This window comes from Hahella sp. KA22, assembly GCF_004135205.1.
Classification (GTDB): Bacteria; Pseudomonadota; Gammaproteobacteria; order Pseudomonadales; family Oleiphilaceae; genus Hahella.
Window position 1 is genome coordinate 1,177,631 of sequence record NZ_CP035490.1, and the last position, 17,327, is coordinate 1,194,957.

The window sequence follows — 17,327 nt, forward strand, 5'->3', positions numbered from 1 at the left end:
TTATTGCGTTGTTATAGAGACTTCAGATATTCGAGCAGCGCTTGCTTTTCATCAGCGCTCAGATCCACGCCAAACGCGTGTCCTGCATTGCTGTTTCCGGGCAGGCGCGTGTCGAACAGCGTGGCGCCGGGAACCTGCTCTGTGCTGACGCCGACCTTAACGGGATCGAACTCACGATCGCCCACATAGAATGTTTGCGGGCGTTGTTCCGGCGGCAGCAGTAGTGATTGCAGATTGGGGACGGAGCCGTTATGCAAATAGGGCGCGGACGACCAGACGCCATCCAGCGGGCGTCCTTTGTAATAGCGTGGAATCGCCGCCGCGTCAGGCTTGCCGCTGGGATGTGAGGCTTCCGCCACATCCAGAGTGGCGGCGATGGGGTGACGCACGATAGCCCCGATGGCGGCGTGAATGACCAGCTTGATGCTGGGCTCCGTCGCTCCGAGCGCCGCGCCGCCGAATACCATCAGCTTACGTCCCTGATAAGGTCCGCTTTGTGCGCTGGCGCGCAGGAAATTCATGGCCATTTTAGGGTCGGTGCCAACTTCATCAAGCGGCGTCAGAGCGACACTGATCTTCGCGTCAGGCGCGGTGTGGCCCGTCAGCGTATGGCAGGAGAGACAGCGTTCCGCATATAGACTGCGCCCTTGTTCTACTCGTTGCGTATCCAACTTACCAAGAATCGATTCCGGCCACTTCGGCGCCTGCAGGGCTTCATTGCGCTTTTGAATATCGCCCAGATTGCCGAAATTGACGCTGCTGGGATAACCGGGCAACTCGCTGTGACCATCCACAGTCGCCGCGCCGTATACCGCCAGCGCGGTAGTCACGTTTTGCGCCAGAGGCCCCGGGGCGGCGTTGCTGGCGGAGCCGTTCCACTGCACCAGATCCATACGCGGGGTGCCCCACAGTACTGGAAAGCTGACCGGCGCATCGGGCGAGCGTCGGTTTTCCGGTTGATGCGTGATTTCAGAGGTGACCACATTAAAGATCTGCCCGAACGCATCCAGCCTTCCGCGACCGTAGGGAACCTCAGTGCTGTTCATAGCGAAACGCTCGGAGAAATAGTCCAGACGCAGCTGCAGGTCTGCTTTCAGTTGTGCCTCTGTTTCAACCAATAACGCTTTTTTGAAGCGGGAGAATTTCTCGGGTTGCGCCAGTGTTGCTTGTACGCTGTCGCGAATAGCGAATTCCAGGCCGCTGTAGTTGATCAGCGCTGAGCCGCCGTCAATACGGATGCTTTTTCCTTTATAACGCACTTCCGCCGTGTGGCAGGCGGCGCATCCTAATCCCGCCCAGGCGACTCCGTTGGCGTCCACATCTTTGGCGAAGCCCACAGGCAATGCGTCGGGGTTGTGTTCGGAAGCCGGCGCGCTCAGGAATCCCAGTTCATCCATATGCGCAGCGGTCAGGAACGGCGCTGCGTTATCCGCCTGTTCCAAATGTAGAAGCCAGTCATAGGGAACGATGCGTGAACCGAAAGAGGCGAACTGAGCCTGGTCCCGGGTGGCGTTGGACCAGCCTTGTTGCAAATGAACCACCTCTGGCGCATTCCCCGGCCCAGTTTTAGGTGCGTCAGGCGTTGTGTCCGTGGCCTCTTCCGTCTGACGACAGGCGGCGACGCTGAGTAGCAGCGCCAGCGCGCATACCGCCAGAACCAGGCGCCGCGCACGCAGTGAGGGAGAACTGGAGAGTGGCGATTGGGCGTCGCCGGGTAATAAGGAATGTCTGGGCAAGGCGCGTAGTAAGCCCCGGCCGAATGAACAGCAAAGCATTGTGTACAGTCCTGGATGTCCCTGAAAAGCGGATTGGTATCTTTAATTGTTATCGCCGCCAGTTAACTAACGATGTACTGATCGGCCGTACGCAAAATGAATGTCCTCTGCGTACGCATTAACTATAGTTCATGTTTCTGTGAAACCGTGAGAGTTTATTGCTTATTTTTCAGAGAGTTGTTCAAAAAATGATAAATTTTCATGAATTTGTCATGCAAGGTTGATATCAGAGGAGGGCTTAACGTCTTCTTTAAGGAATCACTATGCGAACATTTTTCAGTAAGGGCGCATTTGCGTTCTGTTTGAGCGCTATTGTCGCCACTGCGTCAGCGCAGGAAGAACTGGTGGGCGCGCTGGCCTATTCGGTGATAAAGAAACTCGATAATGGCGTGGAAGTCCGCAATGGCGGCTTCGGTTCCGCCATGACTGCGCATCCCTTGAAACCCAGCCACTTCTACGTTTTGACGGATCGCGGTCCCAATGTGGACTTTGAGGGTCCTGAGGGGAAAGGTAAGAAGTTTCCTGTGCCGGGTTACTCTCCTCGTATTGCTGAAGTTGAGCGCCTGGACACTGGCGAGCTGCGAATTGTGCGCACGCTGACCCTGCATGCGCCCGGCGGCGAGCCTATTACGGGGCTGCCCAACCCGGAAGGCATGGGGGCGACGGGGGAAACGCCTTATGATTACACTGGTCGCGTACTGCGTTTTGATCCCTACGGTCTTGATCCTGAGGGTATCGCAGCGCTCAAGGATGGCGGCTTTTGGGTGAGCGATGAATATGGTCCCCATATCGTGCATTACTCTTCCACGGGCTATGAGCTGGAGCGCCTTAATCCGTTCGGAACAGGAACGGGCGGTCGTAAACTGCCGAAAGTGTTCGCCAATCGAAGACCTAATCGCGGCATGGAAGGGCTGGCGATAACGCCGGATGAGCAACGTCTGGTGGGCGTCATGCAATCAACGCTGTTCAATCCCTCTAAAAAAGCGGTGAAGAATAAAACCCTGACGCGCATTCTGACGCTGGATATTGCGTCAGGCGCAACCCATCAGTATCTGTATCGTCAGGAAGCGGACAATTTGTCCAACTCTGAAATCGCCGCCATCTCCAAAGATGAGTTCTTGATGGTGGAAAGGGACGGCGGGTTCGCGGGCGAAAAAGCCAAATATAAACGTTTATATAAAATTGATCTGCGCGGAGCGACGGATGTCAGCGGAGATTTTGACTCGCAGACCGGTATGCAAATCAATGGTAAGGCGTTAGAGGAGCTAAGCTGGGACGAGCTTGCAGCGGCGGGCGTGCAACCTGTGCGCAAGACGCTGGTGGTCGACTTGCTGGCGCAGATGAACTATCCGCACGATAAACTGGAAGGGCTGTGGATTATGGATGCCAGCAAAGTGGCGGTGATTAATGATGATGATTTCGCGGTGGCTGAGCAGAATGGCGATGTAGCGCAGAAAATACTGCCTGCTACAGGGCGCGTAGACACCAACACCCTGTATGTCATTGAACTGAAGAAACCCTTGAACAGCGACTAACTCACAACGCTACGGGCGTACTGCGCATGTTACGCCCGTCTACCGAACAAGCCGGCGGGGTCTTGAGTCAGGGTTTCTTCTTCGCGCAGGGCGTACAGGACTTTGACGCCCAATGGCTGCGCCGGCTGGGGCGTGGCCAGAATATTGGAATAATGGAAGAAGGCGGTGTTCTCGAAGTCCAACGCCATGAACGCATTATTCTGGTATGGGTCGGGAACGCCCAGCAAAACAGGCCGCTGATAGCTGACGTAACGCAGGCGCCAGCTGCTGTTGCTTAGGTCCAGACCCCAATAAGTGCGCGGGCGGTGCTTCACCACGATTTCACCCAGGGCGATAGCGGTGTCCATCAACATGGAGAAGACAATATGATCGCCGTCCCGTTTGGAGTTCAACCATATGTCTTTACGCGCCAGATGCGGCTCGTAGACTTCCGGCCAGTGTTTATAGGCCCAGGCGTGAAGATCGCGCAAGAAGGCTTCCGGCGAGGCGTTGTGCAGCCCTTCGTCCAGGTCCAGTCCGAACTTGCGTAGCAGTTCGCCGTAAATAACCAGACGATTGGCTTTTTCTGCGATCAGGTAGTTGAGATTGGCGTAGGCTTGCTCAATCGTTAAGGAAAACGGTTCCTGTGAATGCGGGGCCTGATAGGGCGGGTAGTCCTTCAGAAGCCGTTTGAGTTTGGCTTGTCCCCTTCCGAATATTGCTTGCACCAGAGTCGGCATGTCCATCACCTTAAATCCATTTTATTTCCGAGTAGTTTGCTCTGCTTTCCCTTTATCGTAAATAGCCCATGTGGCTGTACTTATCAACTTTGGGCTAATTAATTTTACACGATTAAATTCATTTTCGCCCTGTCTTTGCATGTCAGGGGGATTTGGGTGTTTCCGGTCTCTTCAGGTGATCATCATAACGCTGAAATTGCGGCGCGTCAGCGCTATTTCCGCGTTCCTAAGCTAATTAGCTGATATACTGGCGAATCTTCCAAACAAGAACCAAACTAGTTTGAGCAAAACTATTTCCAAAAGGGGAGCATCTGTTCGAAATGCGGGTCTTTAAATTTTTGATCGCACATTCTTTTCATTCTCTGCTGCTGGCGCTGACTTTGTGCGCGGGCTCCGCGTCTGCAGCGGAAAAAGTAGAGACATTTCTTCTGGTTACGGAAAACTACCCGCCGTACAACATGAGCATGAACAATAGTGAGTATGAACATTCCGGCGACCAGATATACGGTGTCTCGGCGGATATTGTGAAAATGTTGTTCGAACGCGCCAAACTGCCTTACAACATGAAGCTGCGCGCCTGGCATTACGCTTTTGAGCACGCCCAGCGCAAGGCTTATCGCGGCGTATTCTCCACTACCCGTACAGAAGAACGCGAGAGCATGTTCAAGTGGGTAGGACCGCTGGTGGAGGATTCCTGGGTGGCGTTCAGTCGCCCCAACGAGTCCATGAGCATCACCAGCATTGACGATCTGAAGAAGTACCGGGTGGGCGGATACAAAGGCGATATCGCCAGCGAGTATCTGATTGAGAAAGGCGTGAACGTCAGCCTGATAGACGATGATACGCTGAACCTAAAGCGTTTATACGGCAAGTACATCGACTTGTGGATTTCCGGTCCTTATTCCGGCCCTTATTATGCGAAACAGGCGGGATATCCCTCTCCGCAGCCAGCCTATGTTTTCAATCAGGCGGAGATGTATCTGGCGTTGAATGTGGATACGCCGCAAAAGTACGTCGACCTGCTCAACGAAACGCTGGCGAAGATGCGCAGCGAAGGTAAAGTCGACGAAATTATCGCCCGCTATCGCTAAGCTCACGGAGGCCAGGGAGGGCTTCCTGTACACCGTTGTTCCTGTCTATTTAGCTTCTTATGAACTTCCTGGCGCACTTTCATTTGGCGGATGTTTCCGCGACATCATTCACCGGCAATTTGCTTGGCGACTTCGTAAAGGGCGCAGAGCTGCATTATTTGCCCGCGTCGGTGGTTACCGGAATACGTTTGCATCGGGCTATCGACTTGTATACGGATAATCATGCGTTGGTCAAAGAGGCCATGGCGTTGATTTCTCCTGCTCGCCGTCGTTTCGCCGGAATTATTGTGGATGTGGCGTTTGATCATTTCCTGGCTCGGAGCTGGCGAGACTGGCATGCCGATTCACTGGAAGCATTCGCTGGCGGCGTCTATGCGTCACTGCTGGAAGAATATGAGCTGATGCCGCCAAGGGCGCAGCGCACTGTGAGCCATATGAGCGAACATGACTGGCTGAACGGCTATGCGCGCCTGCCCAATATATACCGATCCCTGGACAACATCGCCGCCAGACTGAGCCGACGCACCACGATGTATGGCGCAGGCGAGGAGGTGGAGCTACATTATCAGGCGCTGGAAGCCTGCTTTATGGGCTTTTACCCTCAGTTGCTGACCTACGTCGAAAGCATCGACACCAGTTCTCTGTAGCCTGCCAAGCGCTTATTTTCCCCGGCTGGCGGCGATTTCGCACCAGCTGTTTTTCATTGTCTATACTTAAACGGTACGGCCCGCAATGGAGAATGCCTATGACAATGAATATTGTTATTGCAGACGACTCGTCACTGTCACGGAGAATGGTGATGAACGCTCTGCCTCCGCAGCTTAGCGATGTGGAAATCACGTTCGCCCGTAATGGTAAAGAAGCGATGGACGCCTATTACGCCGGTAAGGCTGATGTTATGTTTCTGGATTTAACCATGCCGGAAATGGACGGCTACACCGTGCTTAAAAAGCTGAAGGAGGCGGAAGCGAACACAATCGTCTGCGTCATCAGCGCCGATATTCAGCCCGAGGCGCAGCAGAGAGTGCTGGCGCTGGGGGCGGCTTGCTTTATCGGTAAACCCGTCACTACGGAATTGTTGAGAAAGCGTATTCACGATATCGGTTTACTTTAAAGATGTTTACTCGAGACCAGTTAGACGCGCTGCAGGAAATATTCAATATCGCCATGGGGCAGGGCGCTAACAGGCTTGCTCGCCTGATTGAAACCTTTGTTGTCCTGTCCGCGCCGAAACTCTACTCCCTCAAATCTCAGGCCGACCCGGAACTGATCAAGCGACTCGGCGATACGCCCATCATCGCCACCCGACAATCGTTTGTGGGGCCTTTACGAGGCGAAGTCGTGATATTTTTCGGCATGAACGGCGCCAATGAGTTGGCTGAGTTGATGGGATATTCACAGGGGAGCGACCCCCAACGGATCAAGGAAGAGCTGATTCTCGACGTTACCAATATTTTGGTGGGCGCCTGTATTACCGGCTTGAGCCAGCAGCTGAATTTCACAAAATCGTCATTCTCCACCCCCGGGCTGTTGGTGGAAGGAAAAACCGTGGCGGAAGCTCTCGAAAACCAGCGCCTGCCTCAGGATTCAGAAGCGCTGCTGGTGGAAATTCAGTTCAAAATCGAAGCGCACGCCTTTTTCTGTGAGTTGCTGATCTGTATTGCGAATGAATCCATCGCCACTGTCGTCACCGCAGTGGATAAGTTGCTTAAAGGCGTTTGACCCATGGCGCGCGTTTGGCGAAAGGCGCGCGTAAGTAAAGGACTTGCGGGAAGGAGTGGGGATGTCGTTCGAACAAAAGCTGTTGGAGAATGTGCTGCAGCAAATCAGCATGGGAATCGTCATTCTGGATCAGGATTGCCGGATCTGTTTTTGGAACGAATTCATGCAGATCAACAGCGGCGAAGCCAACGCAATCAATAAAAGCATCTTTGACGTATTTCCTGACCTGCCGCAAAGCTGGTTCAAGAAAAAAATCGACACGGTGTACACCATCCAGAACATGGCGTTCACCGACTGGAAAAAGCGTCCCTACATCTTTCATTTTCCCACCAGCCGTCCTATGACCGGCGGGCTTGATGTGATGTATCAAAACGCCACCTTTTCTCCATTAACGGACGAAAAGGGCGAAGTCACTGGCGTATTGATCATGATCACGGATGTCACCGAGGTGGCGGAGCAGACCCTGCAACTGGAACAACTGACCGCTCGTTTGGAGCACGAAAAGCAAGAGCAGAAGAAACTCATCGCCAAGCTGGAAGAGGCGCAGAATCAACTGCTGCAGTCAGAGAAGATGGCGGCCATCGGTCAGTTGGCGGCGGGTGTAGCTCATGAGATCAACAACCCTACCGGCTATGTGTACTCCAACATGGGGTCTCTGGGACATATGGTGAATGACCTGCTGGCGGTCATTGAGGTTTATGAACAACAGTTTGAGAAAGTGGGCGATGCAGCGGTTCGGGAAGCCGTCAACAAGGCGAAAGAAGAGTATGACTTCGATTATCTGAAAGAGGATCTGGTGACGCTGGTCAATGAATCCAAGGATGGCATCGAGCGAGTCAAACGCATCGTGCAGGATTTGAAAGGCTTTTCCCACGTTGGCGAATCCGACTGGCAGTTGGCGGATCTGCACAATGGCATGGATAGCACGCTCAATGTGGTCTGGAACGAGGTGAAATACAAAGCCGACGTTCAAAAAGACTATGGCGATATTCCCCGGGTGCAATGCATCGCATCGCAGATCAATCAGGTATTCATGAACCTGATCGTCAATGCGGCGCACGCGATTGAAAAACAGGGCGTTATCAAAATCTCCACCGGGCTGCAGGACGATATGGTGTTCATTCGGGTCTCCGATTCAGGCTCCGGCATCTCGACGGAGAATCTAAACCGTATCTTCGAACCGTTCTTCACGACTAAACCCGTGGGTAAGGGAACCGGATTAGGACTGTCCGTGTCCTACAGTATTGTGCAGAAACATCATGGGCGTATGGAAGTGACCAGCAAGCCGGGAGAAGGGACGACATTCACGATCTGGCTTCCTGTCACCCAGCCTGAAAAAGAGGCGGGAGAAGAATGAAGAAACATTCATCGAGGCCTATGGCGGCAAGATGACGCTATGGGTAAATAAGAGGGGGATTAGCCCATAATTCTCATTGAATAGTCTTTTTTGCCTAAGCTGAATATTGACGCTACACTCTATCCCTGTCTAAGGAATAAAAAAGTGGGTTGAAATAACTTTCTTTTGCGACGGCGCAGCGCGCCTACGCTGAACTCCTTACTAAGAAGGCGGCAGGAAGCCGGCTTGGCGAAGACAGCCCGAAACTCGTCTGGCTCGGAGGGCTCCCAGGCGAAGCAGAAACTGCTGCACGAAATGCATCGGATAACCGGTGCGGATGTAGTGAATGTAGGCTTGGTTTTTGTGAGAGCGTAATAGTATGCACCTGATAATAATAATCGCATCCGTATTAGTCATCGTCATCGCTGGTCCGCACCTGTGGGTCCGCCATGTAAAGAAAAAGTATTCTGCTGACATCGCCGAAATGCCTGGCACCGGCGGCGAGTTGGCTTCTCATCTGGTTCAACGCTTCGGTCTGGATGGGGTCAGAGTGGTGATGGCGCAATCTGGCGGCGACCACTACTCGACGGAAGAAAAAACCATTCGTTTGAGTCCTGAGACATTCCGCGGCAAGTCCTTGACCGCAGTCGCTGTCGCCGCCCATGAAGTCGGGCACGCAATCCAATACGCTCGCGGCGAGAACATCACCAAACTTCGCGCGAAATACTCCCCGGCGGCTCAGTCTGCGGAAAAACTGGCCCTCACTATTTTCATGTTTTCCCCCGTCATTCTGGCGGTGCTGCACGTCCCGCAACTGGTGTTGCTGACTATCGCCACCGGCCTGATCGCCTTGCTGGCGTCCGTGGCGGCGCAAGTGGTCGTATTGCCGCTGGAATGGGACGCCAGCTTTAACAAAGCATTGCCAATCCTGGTAGACGGTGAATACATCACCCCCCGACAGGAAGCCGCCGTGCGTCGCATACTCAGAGCGGAATCTTTCACTTACGTCGCCAACACTCTGGCGGACATGTTCCGCTTATGGCGCTGGATCGCCATATTGCGTGGGGCGACACGCTAAATATCTTGGAGTTGGCTTCTCCAAAGGCAAAGGCAAAGGCAAAGGCAAAGGCAAAGGCAAAGGCATCGGGCGAATAGTCTGAATGGATTATTTATCTCACTGCCCGATTCTTTAAACTTTTCTCCCGAAATTTCCTGCCCGCTCAAAACGGCCCGCATCCAGTTTCTATATGGATGACACACGAAGTTAAGGGAGTACATGTCCACACCAGCTGCACCACACTCGGCTCAGAACGCCGTTGCCCGACATGATTTCGTCGCAATGCCTCGCTATCTGATCAATCTCTCCGGCATCGTACTTAGCGTTCCTTATCCGGCCAAAGCTCATGAAGGCTCTTTGGATCTATGCGGCGTCTATGACATTTATCAGCAGTGGAATTACGAGAGTTGGGACAGACTCCCGTATATCGATCTCCTGAGATTCGTCCTTCCCTATCAGTTATCCGGCGCATCTAAGAAAGCGAATGTTGTGGCGGAATTGCGTGTGCTCGCCAAGCTGGTGTGGGTGCAAGACAGTGAAGGTTTGGATTTACGCGACATCGAGCAGTTGGCGGAGTGGGTTTTAACCTCAGTGCAGACGGAGTTTAAGGCGAAAGATAAACAGATCGTTGCCGAACGCCTCGAAGAGCTCGGTCTAGGGGCGCGGGACAGCCATAAAGATTCAGCAAAAGCCTTTGGTAAATTGATCAAGGCTGTTTATGGGAAGGAGTTGGAAGGAAAAAATATTGTCGAAGATTTGCAACTTTGGCGGCGTCCTCGACAACCGGAGGAACTGATTACTTGCCTAATCAATGGGGTTCCCTGGCTGATGTATGAAGCCTATAGACCTCATGATCATGGCCATGTGGTCGCCCACGCCGCGGTGACTCCCAACCATGTTGTCACCCTTACTTTTTATCTCAGCGATAAAACGCAGGACTATTTCAGTCCCGACCTGAATTTTGACGATGTCATCCCTCTCGAGATTCGAAATCTGATGCGCGAAATTCGGGTCATATATTCTCCTTACGCCAGAACGGATACCTATAGTGAAGAAGGGAGGGCGGATGAAGTGGTTTGACCGCGCACGGCGAAAAAGCGCATCCCAGCACGATGAGTCTGCTCTGCGTTTAGGGTCCCGATCCAGTCTGTCGGGACCTGATTTCAAGTCTGCGCCAGTGCATGAAATCCAGCTGTCTCGGAGCACACTGAGCTTGTCGCTGCCAGTCAGCACGGCCAGTCAGACGACCCCTTGGGGCGCACAGCGAAAATCGTACTTTATCTCCAGGCAAGCTGATATTTACAAAGATACTTTACTGACGAGGCTGGATGATGTTCCGGTCAGAAGATTATCCCTTGCTTATGCCGGGTGGGGCTATTGCGATCATGAGGGCGTTGTGGGAGAAGCCCTTTTGGAGATGAAACTATGGCGGTTGCCCAGCAGGAATAGCGACACTGACTTTCGTAGGGCCGAATTGCTGAAGCGGTGGCTATTAAGCAGGTGTGAGGATGACTGGAGAGAGCTGTATACGACAGTCTATTTACCCAAAAAAAATATGTATAAAGATATACGCTTCGAAGCCGGCAAGGAGTATTCGGGACAGCAACTTCAGTATCCTGTGACCATGGATGACCTGATGGAAAAAGAGACTAACGGCCTGACATGGCTCCACTATGAGGTGCGCATTCCTGGAACCTATCGGCGACTTTTCTACCTGCTTCCCCTGACAAGAGCGCATCTCCTCCAGGTTTCAGTGGAGCTTTCCTCTCAAAAAGGTCCCAGCGACACTAAAGACACCAACTTCATGGAACTGGTCAAACAAAATATGGCGGAGTTTCTCAACAGCGTTTGTTACAAATCCAGTGAGACAGAGTCGGGACGATTTCCGCTCCTGCGAAAGACTGATTGGCCGGCGACAATGACCGGAACTAAGACCGGGAGCGGCAATGAGCGACTATAAACTTGCGGATGAAGATCGCTGGTCCCACCGGTACTACTTTGCGTCTTTTATCTCTAATCCGCTGATACCCTTGATTGCATTTTTAATGCAGGGCGTCTGGCTCAGCTGGCCCTTGTTTGTTCTGGGAGGATGGATTGCAGGGAACCCAAACTACGTCCGAGAAGTTGTCATTATGGCTGTGGGGATTATTGGGGCCTATTTGTTGGCTGGATTTCTGCTGCCTTGGTTTACGCCCGGCGGTCTCGGATATGAGAGCTGTTTGCTGGCGCTGTTCGCGTGGAAATTGAGCGCCACTGTTTATGTTTTTATATCGCAAAATCAAGGGCGCGATAGAACGAAGTACAGGGATAAGAGCGAAGAGTATGAGCCTGCGCTAATTTTTGGTTTCAGTATGTCGGTGGTGAACCTGGACGTGTCTGATCACTTCACGGAGATAGGCCGTCTTGTTTTCGCGGGGATAATATGAAGCTCGATAAAAGCCTAAGTGAAGCATGGCGCAGTTATAGCCACCTGGATTATGAAAAAGCTACGTGGCAGCTAAAGGATATACTGGATTCGACTCCATCAGCTGAAGGGCATGCACTGTTGGCGTTATGCCTTATTCCTCAAAACCGGGTATTGGCGGCGCGTGTGGAAGCCCAGCATGGCGTGGCTGAAGATCGTCGTAACGCATTTTGCCAATACGCCGCGGCGGTCGTTTCTGAAGCAAACAAACGCTATGACGCTGCTCGCAGGCATATTGAACTGGCCTTGGAACTGGAGCCGCAATCTACCACCTATCAAATCGCCTCTCTTCGATTGGATCGCCAGCAGAAGGGGGCGGATATCGAGGGCCCGTTGAAGGCGCTTTTATCTGAGCACTCAAATGATTTGGCTGTCATTTACGCCTTGGCGGAGTGTTATTGCGACAGCTCAGAATGGGAGAAAGCGTATCTCTATGCCGGGCGCGCGTTACGTCTAGAGGCGACTAATCAGCGGGCATTGATGTTGATGGCGCGAGTTTGCATTCAGTTGAATAAGTACGACGAAGCGCGAGGCCATATATTCTGGATTCTTGGAGCGAATAAAGGTAATGCCGAGGCTATAGAATTGCTAAGCCGGATTGAGACCAGAGATAAGCCGGTCTGGCGAGGATTCAGGATGTTTTACAAGAAGCTGCAATACCATGGTTTCGACGCGCTGGTGCTGGCGTATAGCGTTCTGATTTTTTTCGGGGTCGCCTTTGGACTAACTTTCCCTGAGTTCTCTGGCGTAAGTGAGAGTCAATCTACTGATAAACTTCCTTTTGTCATTGCGGTTGGAGGTTTGGTGGCGCCGCTCGTATTTTACGGCGCTATGGGTCATTTCTGTAAGTGGAAAGAAAGATGTTGGATAGAGAAGCTGACTCCTTTGATTTAATAAACGCTACACCGGGTTTTTATCTCATCCATCAGACGAAAGAGGCCCGCACTGCAGGTGAGCCGGCGGAGCGAGTGCGCTGCTCTTCTGTTGTAATCAATGGCATGAACCTGGGTATGGACATGGTTATCAGCCAACAGCTGCCATGGATCGGCGCCCCTTTTAATTGGAGAGCCAAAGGCGAGGACATCATAGGCCCTGACTATGAGTTGTTTTACCTGCCGCCTTTTTTGTATGCGAAGTCGGAAGGAAAGCTCAAAACATCTCGGGAAGCCTTTATTGAAAAGGCGTCAGCACTGCTTGCCGATGCAATTATTGCAGCGCAAGAAAAAGGGCAGGAGATTGAATGGACCCTGCATGGCGATGGCGCCCGGCTGTTTTTTGAAGCGCTACAACGGATTGACGGAATTGTGCTGGATAAACAGTATGTGCGGTTTATTGCGCCGACTCAGGATCTGACGACATTGCTTCCACTGATGCGCGGTCTGGGATTGAAGCTGTTTGGAGAAGTGCTCAGTTATCACAAATATGATTTTTTCTCCGTCGGCAATCGCTTCTTCAATCGGAGAAAGATATTAAAGGAGATTTCGGCTTTTGGTGCGGAATACGAAGGGGCGGCTTTTTGTTTGGGGTTTAAAGCCGTGCATGAGCGGAAGATGGTCGTGAACCTGTTGACTTTCCTTGTAGTCGCCTTGCTTTTTTTCGTTGGGTATACACGGTATTCCAGAGACCTCAGCAGTTGGATAATTGTGGGTATCGGTATGTTTATGGCCTTTCATGGTTTATTGATCTTGTCCGAAATTAATACTCTGGTGAAAGCCATTTTCGCAAGACCTATCCCGAACCCGAACCTTAACCCTCACTTTTCCCTGAGTGAGTACTTTAGCATTCGTTGCTCTGACGAAATCAGCGGTCCTTTTAAAGAGTGGCGTAGCATCTTTCGCGCTCGCGCCGCACTGAAAAAGCAATTACGTGCAGCGGCTTGAAGCGATTTCCATTCGTCATCCGCGGCCGTTCACCTCCCCACTAGCCAGATACCCCCGCGCTATTTCCGCTATCTCATGGGCGCGGTCGCGCCCGTTGATGCAGCGCCGGGCGTTGAGGAAGTCTTTCTTGTTCTCGTTGATGTAATCCGAGATTTTGTGGCCGGTGAAGGCGCCGGTCATGAAGCCGTGAGTTAGCACAAACAGGGCGATTTCCGGCTGCATGGCGAGGTCAGGTTCCTGCACTAGTGGCGCGCCCAGGAGCTGCTGATATTTGCGGTAGTTATTCTCCCAGGTGAGCTGCACATAGCCGCGGCCGTAATAGGGGTAATAGCGCAGGTTGTGTTTGCGCCATTCCTCGCTTAACCAGAATGCTTCTTTGACCGGTTCGAAGGTTTGCGCGGTTTCCCATTGCACGGTCGCCAGCACGTAGGCGATTTGTTGCGGCAGCCCGATGCCCTGCTTTCTGCACTCGTCGCAAATGGCCTGTTTTACGCTGGACGTGCTGGAAAAATCATAGCGAGCGGATTCATAGCACTCTGTCGCCCGGCGGATCAGTTCCGCCAGAGATTGGGGGCCCACCAGCGTTGGATTGCCTGGAAATACGTCAATTTTGAATTCAGCCCAGGCGCTGCGGGTTTTCGGTCCGTACAGGCCGTCAATGTCGCCTACGGGATATCCCAAGCGATGCAGTGCGATCTGCAATTCGCGCAGTTGCTCTGCACTAAGGGTTTCCAATGGCCTTGCAAAGGCGATTTCTGTCAGTTCCTGGAACCTGGAAGATCGTTCGGCGGCGGGCGCCCCGCGAACGACGGAAGGAATGTTGAGTTTGTCGTGTAAGGTATCGATCATATCCCACCCCCGATATTGATGCGTTTTAAGAGCAACCGGAAGTTTCCACCGCGCCTCCCTGGACTGGACCGGAAAAGACTCGGGATAGATTAAGCTTGGTCCAGGTTTAACGCAGAGGCAATCCTCTTTCGTTCTAAGAGAACGTTACACGCAACCGGCTTTGCAAAATATGCAATTTTGCGCAAATAGCTTGCAAAAATTACGCTGTGTGATGAGTGTGATTTCTTGCGTCACCCATATGAGATGCGTGGAAGGCCAGTTCACCGGCGCGATTACTGTAGTCTTAATATGGCGGCATGATAATTGCCATTTCCCTGTTGCAGACAGGCGAGCGTAAGGCGACGCCTGCTAACCAACAAGGAGACCGAAAATGAGTGTCAGAGAAGAAGCATTTGTTCGTGATAGAACTGAAAACCCCGATTACACCAACCTGAAAAGAGATCTGGATGCGCTGCGCAAAGATATCGCCAAGCTGTCCGCCGGCGTTTACAACGACACCAAATCTCGCGCAGGAGAAGCCATTGACGCGGTCAGTGAAAAGTCCAACAAAGCGGTGCACGTGGCGGAAGAAAAAATCGGCGAACGTCCGTTCCTGAGTTTGCTGATGAGCTTTGTGCTGGGATTGGTGATGGCGAAAGTGCTGGATTCAAGAAAGCACTCCTGAACGGCCAGACCATTCCGCTCACGTTGAGCGAGTGTAGTGAGGCCGCATTGGCGGCCTTGTTATTTTCGGCATGGAGGAACTTACCATGAAAGATGCGGTGCGATGGCTGTTGTTCTATGTGCTGGCTGCAATGGGCATATGGTTGCTGGCGTTGGCGTTGATTCTTGGCGGCCTGGCTCTACAGTTTAAAGCGTTGGTCATGGTGTTGCAGCCCATGCTGGGAGCCGCGGCGGCCTACTCCCTGACGGGGTTGGCTTGCTTTCTTTTGCTGGCGACGCCATGCCTGCTGATGTGGATTGGGTTGCGCAGAAAAGCGCAACGGCCAGCCCCTGCGGCAAGCGCGGAAGCCCATGACCCTTATGGCAGCGCGGCTGTTTTAGTCAAAAAATACCCACTGGAGTCGGTGGCGATCGCCTTTGCCGCCGGGTTCTCCGCCAATGATCGAGAGCAGTTGCAGAGCCTGCTGGCTACTGTCGCCAAGAATGCTGAGGAAATTTGATGTTTTCTTGTGCAGACCTGACTTGAGAGCGTTACAGTTATTATCAGGAGTGGTATTCGCTCCAGACTTTGCTTTCTCAATTCATCGTCTTGCAGGGGATAATCATGGACCTCCCGATCAAAAACCGCGTCGTCGCCGGCCGGATGCTGGCGCAAGCGCTTGATGCCTACCGTTCCCGCAACAATCTTCTTGTTTTGGCTCTACCCAGAGGCGGCGTTCCGGTCGCCAATGAGATCTCCATGGCGTTTTCGGCTCCGCTGGACCTGCTACTGGTGCGCAAACTCGGCGCGCCCCGATATCCAGAGCTGGCCATGGGGGCAATCGCCAGCGGCGGCGCGATTGTCATGAATGAAGATGTTGTTAATGTCCATCAAATCAGTGAAGAGGAAATCGTCAGCGTCAGGGCGAGAGAAGAGAAGGAATTGCGCCGCCGGGACCAGATCTATCGCGGCGAGAAGCCTCCTCCGGAAATCCGAGGCCGTTGTGTGATTGTAGTGGATGACGGAATGGCCACCGGCGCCACCATGAAAGCCGGCGTCGCAGCGTTACGCCAAATGCAGCCGGAGACGATTGTGGCGGCTATTCCTGTCGCGCCCAGCGACACGCTAACGGAGTTACAGACAATGGTCGATGAAGTGGTGTGTCTGGCGATGCCGGAGCCCTTTTACTCCATCGGCGGCTGTTACACGGACTTTAGCCAGACTTCAGATAAAGAAGTCATTGAAATTCTAAAGGCGGCCTGGGCGCAAGAATCGAAAAGCTCAGACGAGGAGCCTCAGTCTCTGGAGAAAACCAGTTGGACCGAATACTGCCGGCAATTCAGTCATGAGCATCATGGCTGGTTAGTGTCTTTTCGAGAAGAAGCGCCTGTGGCGGCGCGACGGCACAGGGAAATGAAGTTTCAGAACCTGCCTTTGGAGAGCCTGGATTATGACGCGCGGGACGATGTATTTCAGCTCAGCGTGCTTGACACCGGCAAACCTCACGAGATCTCCATTTTTTGTCCCAAGCGTCTGGCCGAATCGCCTCATGGCGCCAGTAGCGCGTCGTTGCAGATTGATACCGGCGAAGGCGGCAGTATTCTGCTGGGCTTCAGCGAAACCTACGCGATCGCCAAGGCGCGGGCGTAGGTTTGGCGCGGCGGCGTTTATATGACGCCGCTGCGCATCAGGATGAGCATCAGCGCCATCACCGTCATGCCCAGATCTTCCGTTAACGTCACCGTGCTCAGGGGAACGTCCAGTACGGGCGTCAGCGTTTGTCGCCGTTATCCGTCAGGCGGTTGCTGATACATCCCAGGGTTCTCAAGACAATCAAAACGATAATGGTGAGTCCGACCGCCAGCACATACTGCTCCAGTGCGGCTGCAACGCCCAGCGCGCTGGCCATCAGCAATGTCGCTGCGGTGGTGAGCCCGGTGACGCCGTCTTCGCTACGGAAAATGGTGCCGGCGCCGAGAAAACTGATGCCCGTGGCGATGGCGACGATGACCCGGGTCGGGTCGGCATTGATGGTGGAAGTGAGGTCGGCGTCGATAGATGACGTCAGCAGGGTCGCCAAATCTGTAAACAGCGCTGCGGTGGCGGCCACCAGCATGTGGGTGCGAAACCCGGCGGGACGCTTTTTCATTTCCCGCTCAAAGCCGATGGCGCCGCCCAGGACAAGGGCGATGCAGACATGCATCAGCACCCACAACTGCCCTTGATATTCGGTAAAAAAGCTTTCCATGTCAGGAA

Annotated in this window: 19 protein-coding genes; 15 read left to right on the forward strand and 4 right to left on the reverse strand. The window is 53.1% G+C overall.

Annotated elements, in window-relative coordinates; genetic code table 11:
• Positions 1 to 11: 11 nt before the first annotated feature.
• The gene (locus tag EUZ85_RS05230; protein ID WP_127968249.1) at positions 12 to 1,775 is read right to left on the reverse strand and encodes a di-heme-cytochrome C peroxidase; all 1,764 of its coding nucleotides are present in this window, start codon (positions 1,773 to 1,775) and stop codon (positions 12 to 14) included.
• Positions 1,776 to 2,038: 263 nt separating this feature from the next.
• Between EUZ85_RS05230 and EUZ85_RS05235 the strand changes: the two genes are divergently transcribed.
• Positions 2,039 to 3,310, forward strand: a complete 1,272-nt coding sequence (locus EUZ85_RS05235) for an esterase-like activity of phytase family protein (RefSeq protein ID WP_127968250.1) — start codon at positions 2,039 to 2,041, stop codon at positions 3,308 to 3,310.
• A gap of 29 nt (positions 3,311 to 3,339) precedes the next feature.
• Here EUZ85_RS05235 and EUZ85_RS05240 read toward each other — a convergent pair whose 3' ends face one another.
• Positions 3,340 to 4,029 carry a hypothetical protein gene (locus EUZ85_RS05240; RefSeq protein ID WP_127968251.1) on the reverse strand — a complete coding sequence of 230 codons (690 nt, stop codon included), beginning with the start codon at positions 4,027 to 4,029 and terminating at the stop codon, positions 3,340 to 3,342.
• A gap of 338 nt (positions 4,030 to 4,367) precedes the next feature.
• Between EUZ85_RS05240 and EUZ85_RS05245 the strand changes: the two genes are divergently transcribed.
• The 11 genes from EUZ85_RS05245 (at position 4,368) to EUZ85_RS05295 (ending at position 13,579) form a co-directional block, all read left to right on the forward strand.
• The gene (locus EUZ85_RS05245) at positions 4,368 to 5,120 is read left to right on the forward strand and encodes an ABC transporter substrate-binding protein (protein ID WP_241566961.1); all 753 of its coding nucleotides are present in this window, start codon (positions 4,368 to 4,370) and stop codon (positions 5,118 to 5,120) included.
• Between the two features lie 59 nt (positions 5,121 to 5,179).
• A complete protein-coding gene (locus tag EUZ85_RS05250; RefSeq protein ID WP_127968253.1) occupies positions 5,180 to 5,767 on the forward strand; it encodes an ACP phosphodiesterase in 588 nt (195 codons plus the stop codon).
• 98 nt (positions 5,768 to 5,865) lie between these two features.
• Complete coding sequence (locus tag EUZ85_RS05255; RefSeq protein ID WP_127968254.1) at positions 5,866 to 6,234, forward strand: response regulator; 369 nt, start codon at positions 5,866 to 5,868, stop codon at positions 6,232 to 6,234.
• Positions 6,235 to 6,236: 2 nt separating this feature from the next.
• Positions 6,237 to 6,842: a chemotaxis protein CheC gene (locus EUZ85_RS05260; protein WP_127968255.1), complete on the forward strand. Its 606-nt coding sequence runs from the start codon at positions 6,237 to 6,239 to the stop codon at positions 6,840 to 6,842.
• 61 nt (positions 6,843 to 6,903) lie between these two features.
• Complete coding sequence (locus tag EUZ85_RS05265) at positions 6,904 to 8,199, forward strand: ATP-binding protein (RefSeq protein WP_127968256.1); 1,296 nt, start codon at positions 6,904 to 6,906, stop codon at positions 8,197 to 8,199.
• A 358-nt stretch (positions 8,200 to 8,557) separates the two neighbouring features.
• On the forward strand, positions 8,558 to 9,256 hold the full coding sequence (locus tag EUZ85_RS05270; protein ID WP_127968257.1) for a zinc metallopeptidase: 699 nt from the start codon (positions 8,558 to 8,560) through the stop codon (positions 9,254 to 9,256).
• A 198-nt stretch (positions 9,257 to 9,454) separates the two neighbouring features.
• A complete protein-coding gene (locus EUZ85_RS05275) occupies positions 9,455 to 10,315 on the forward strand; it encodes a hypothetical protein (protein WP_127968258.1) in 861 nt (286 codons plus the stop codon).
• A complete protein-coding gene (locus EUZ85_RS05280) occupies positions 10,302 to 11,195 on the forward strand; it encodes a hypothetical protein (RefSeq protein WP_127968259.1) in 894 nt (297 codons plus the stop codon). The genes EUZ85_RS05275 and EUZ85_RS05280 overlap by 14 nt, the downstream gene beginning before the upstream one ends.
• Positions 11,182 to 11,661, forward strand: coding sequence for a hypothetical protein (locus tag EUZ85_RS05285; protein WP_127968260.1), 480 nt, complete (start codon positions 11,182 to 11,184; stop codon positions 11,659 to 11,661). Before EUZ85_RS05280 ends, EUZ85_RS05285 begins: the two co-directional genes overlap by 14 nt.
• Positions 11,658 to 12,593 (forward strand): lipopolysaccharide assembly protein LapB, encoded by a 936-nt coding sequence (locus EUZ85_RS05290; RefSeq protein WP_127968261.1) that lies wholly within the window; start codon positions 11,658 to 11,660, stop codon positions 12,591 to 12,593. Before EUZ85_RS05285 ends, EUZ85_RS05290 begins: the two co-directional genes overlap by 4 nt.
• On the forward strand, positions 12,560 to 13,579 hold the full coding sequence (locus tag EUZ85_RS05295) for a hypothetical protein (protein WP_127968262.1): 1,020 nt from the start codon (positions 12,560 to 12,562) through the stop codon (positions 13,577 to 13,579). The genes EUZ85_RS05290 and EUZ85_RS05295 overlap by 34 nt, the downstream gene beginning before the upstream one ends.
• Positions 13,580 to 13,594: 15 nt before the next feature.
• Here the strand turns inward: EUZ85_RS05295 and EUZ85_RS05300 are convergent, their stop codons facing one another.
• Positions 13,595 to 14,428 (reverse strand): peptidoglycan-binding protein, encoded by an 834-nt coding sequence (locus EUZ85_RS05300; RefSeq protein ID WP_127968263.1) that lies wholly within the window; start codon positions 14,426 to 14,428, stop codon positions 13,595 to 13,597.
• A gap of 370 nt (positions 14,429 to 14,798) precedes the next feature.
• Between EUZ85_RS05300 and EUZ85_RS05305 the strand changes: the two genes are divergently transcribed.
• The 3 genes from EUZ85_RS05305 (at position 14,799) to EUZ85_RS05315 (ending at position 16,721) form a co-directional block, all read left to right on the forward strand.
• Positions 14,799 to 15,092 (forward strand): hypothetical protein, encoded by a 294-nt coding sequence (locus EUZ85_RS05305; RefSeq protein ID WP_127968264.1) that lies wholly within the window; start codon positions 14,799 to 14,801, stop codon positions 15,090 to 15,092.
• Between the two features lie 85 nt (positions 15,093 to 15,177).
• On the forward strand, positions 15,178 to 15,591 hold the full coding sequence (locus tag EUZ85_RS05310; RefSeq protein ID WP_127968265.1) for a hypothetical protein: 414 nt from the start codon (positions 15,178 to 15,180) through the stop codon (positions 15,589 to 15,591).
• Positions 15,592 to 15,695: 104 nt separating this feature from the next.
• Positions 15,696 to 16,721 (forward strand): phosphoribosyltransferase, encoded by a 1,026-nt coding sequence (locus tag EUZ85_RS05315; protein ID WP_127968266.1) that lies wholly within the window; start codon positions 15,696 to 15,698, stop codon positions 16,719 to 16,721.
• Between the two features lie 121 nt (positions 16,722 to 16,842).
• On the opposite strand, the gene EUZ85_RS05320 is transcribed toward EUZ85_RS05315, so the two are convergent.
• Positions 16,843 to 17,319: an MgtC/SapB family protein gene (locus EUZ85_RS05320; protein ID WP_127968267.1), complete on the reverse strand. Its 477-nt coding sequence runs from the start codon at positions 17,317 to 17,319 to the stop codon at positions 16,843 to 16,845.
• Positions 17,320 to 17,327 lie beyond the last annotated feature (8 nt).

What these genes read in the sequence shown, in the direction of transcription:
- EUZ85_RS05255 (WP_127968254.1), top strand. Translation starts at nt 5,866, where the DNA reads ATGACAATGAATATTGTTATTGCAGACGACTCGTCACTGTCACGGAGA.
- EUZ85_RS05285 (WP_127968260.1), top strand. Translation starts at nt 11,182, where the DNA reads ATGAGCGACTATAAACTTGCGGATGAAGATCGCTGGTCCCACCGGTAC.
- EUZ85_RS05305 (WP_127968264.1), top strand. Translation starts at nt 14,799, where the DNA reads ATGAGTGTCAGAGAAGAAGCATTTGTTCGTGATAGAACTGAAAACCCC.
- EUZ85_RS05270 (WP_127968257.1), top strand. Translation starts at nt 8,558, where the DNA reads ATGCACCTGATAATAATAATCGCATCCGTATTAGTCATCGTCATCGCT.
- EUZ85_RS05300 (WP_127968263.1), bottom strand. Translation starts at nt 14,428, where the DNA reads ATGATCGATACCTTACACGACAAACTCAACATTCCTTCCGTCGTTCGC.
- EUZ85_RS05250 (WP_127968253.1), top strand. Translation starts at nt 5,180, where the DNA reads ATGAACTTCCTGGCGCACTTTCATTTGGCGGATGTTTCCGCGACATCA.
- EUZ85_RS05275 (WP_127968258.1), top strand. Translation starts at nt 9,455, where the DNA reads ATGTCCACACCAGCTGCACCACACTCGGCTCAGAACGCCGTTGCCCGA.
- EUZ85_RS05230 (WP_127968249.1), bottom strand. Translation starts at nt 1,775, where the DNA reads ATGCTTTGCTGTTCATTCGGCCGGGGCTTACTACGCGCCTTGCCCAGA.
- EUZ85_RS05240 (WP_127968251.1), bottom strand. Translation starts at nt 4,029, where the DNA reads ATGCCGACTCTGGTGCAAGCAATATTCGGAAGGGGACAAGCCAAACTC.
- EUZ85_RS05310 (WP_127968265.1), top strand. Translation starts at nt 15,178, where the DNA reads ATGAAAGATGCGGTGCGATGGCTGTTGTTCTATGTGCTGGCTGCAATG.
- EUZ85_RS05235 (WP_127968250.1), top strand. Translation starts at nt 2,039, where the DNA reads ATGCGAACATTTTTCAGTAAGGGCGCATTTGCGTTCTGTTTGAGCGCT.
- EUZ85_RS05315 (WP_127968266.1), top strand. Translation starts at nt 15,696, where the DNA reads ATGGACCTCCCGATCAAAAACCGCGTCGTCGCCGGCCGGATGCTGGCG.
- EUZ85_RS05290 (WP_127968261.1), top strand. Translation starts at nt 11,658, where the DNA reads ATGAAGCTCGATAAAAGCCTAAGTGAAGCATGGCGCAGTTATAGCCAC.
- EUZ85_RS05260 (WP_127968255.1), top strand. Translation starts at nt 6,237, where the DNA reads ATGTTTACTCGAGACCAGTTAGACGCGCTGCAGGAAATATTCAATATC.
- EUZ85_RS05320 (WP_127968267.1), bottom strand. Translation starts at nt 17,319, where the DNA reads ATGGAAAGCTTTTTTACCGAATATCAAGGGCAGTTGTGGGTGCTGATG.
- EUZ85_RS05265 (WP_127968256.1), top strand. Translation starts at nt 6,904, where the DNA reads ATGTCGTTCGAACAAAAGCTGTTGGAGAATGTGCTGCAGCAAATCAGC.
- EUZ85_RS05280 (WP_127968259.1), top strand. Translation starts at nt 10,302, where the DNA reads ATGAAGTGGTTTGACCGCGCACGGCGAAAAAGCGCATCCCAGCACGAT.
- EUZ85_RS05295 (WP_127968262.1), top strand. Translation starts at nt 12,560, where the DNA reads ATGTTGGATAGAGAAGCTGACTCCTTTGATTTAATAAACGCTACACCG.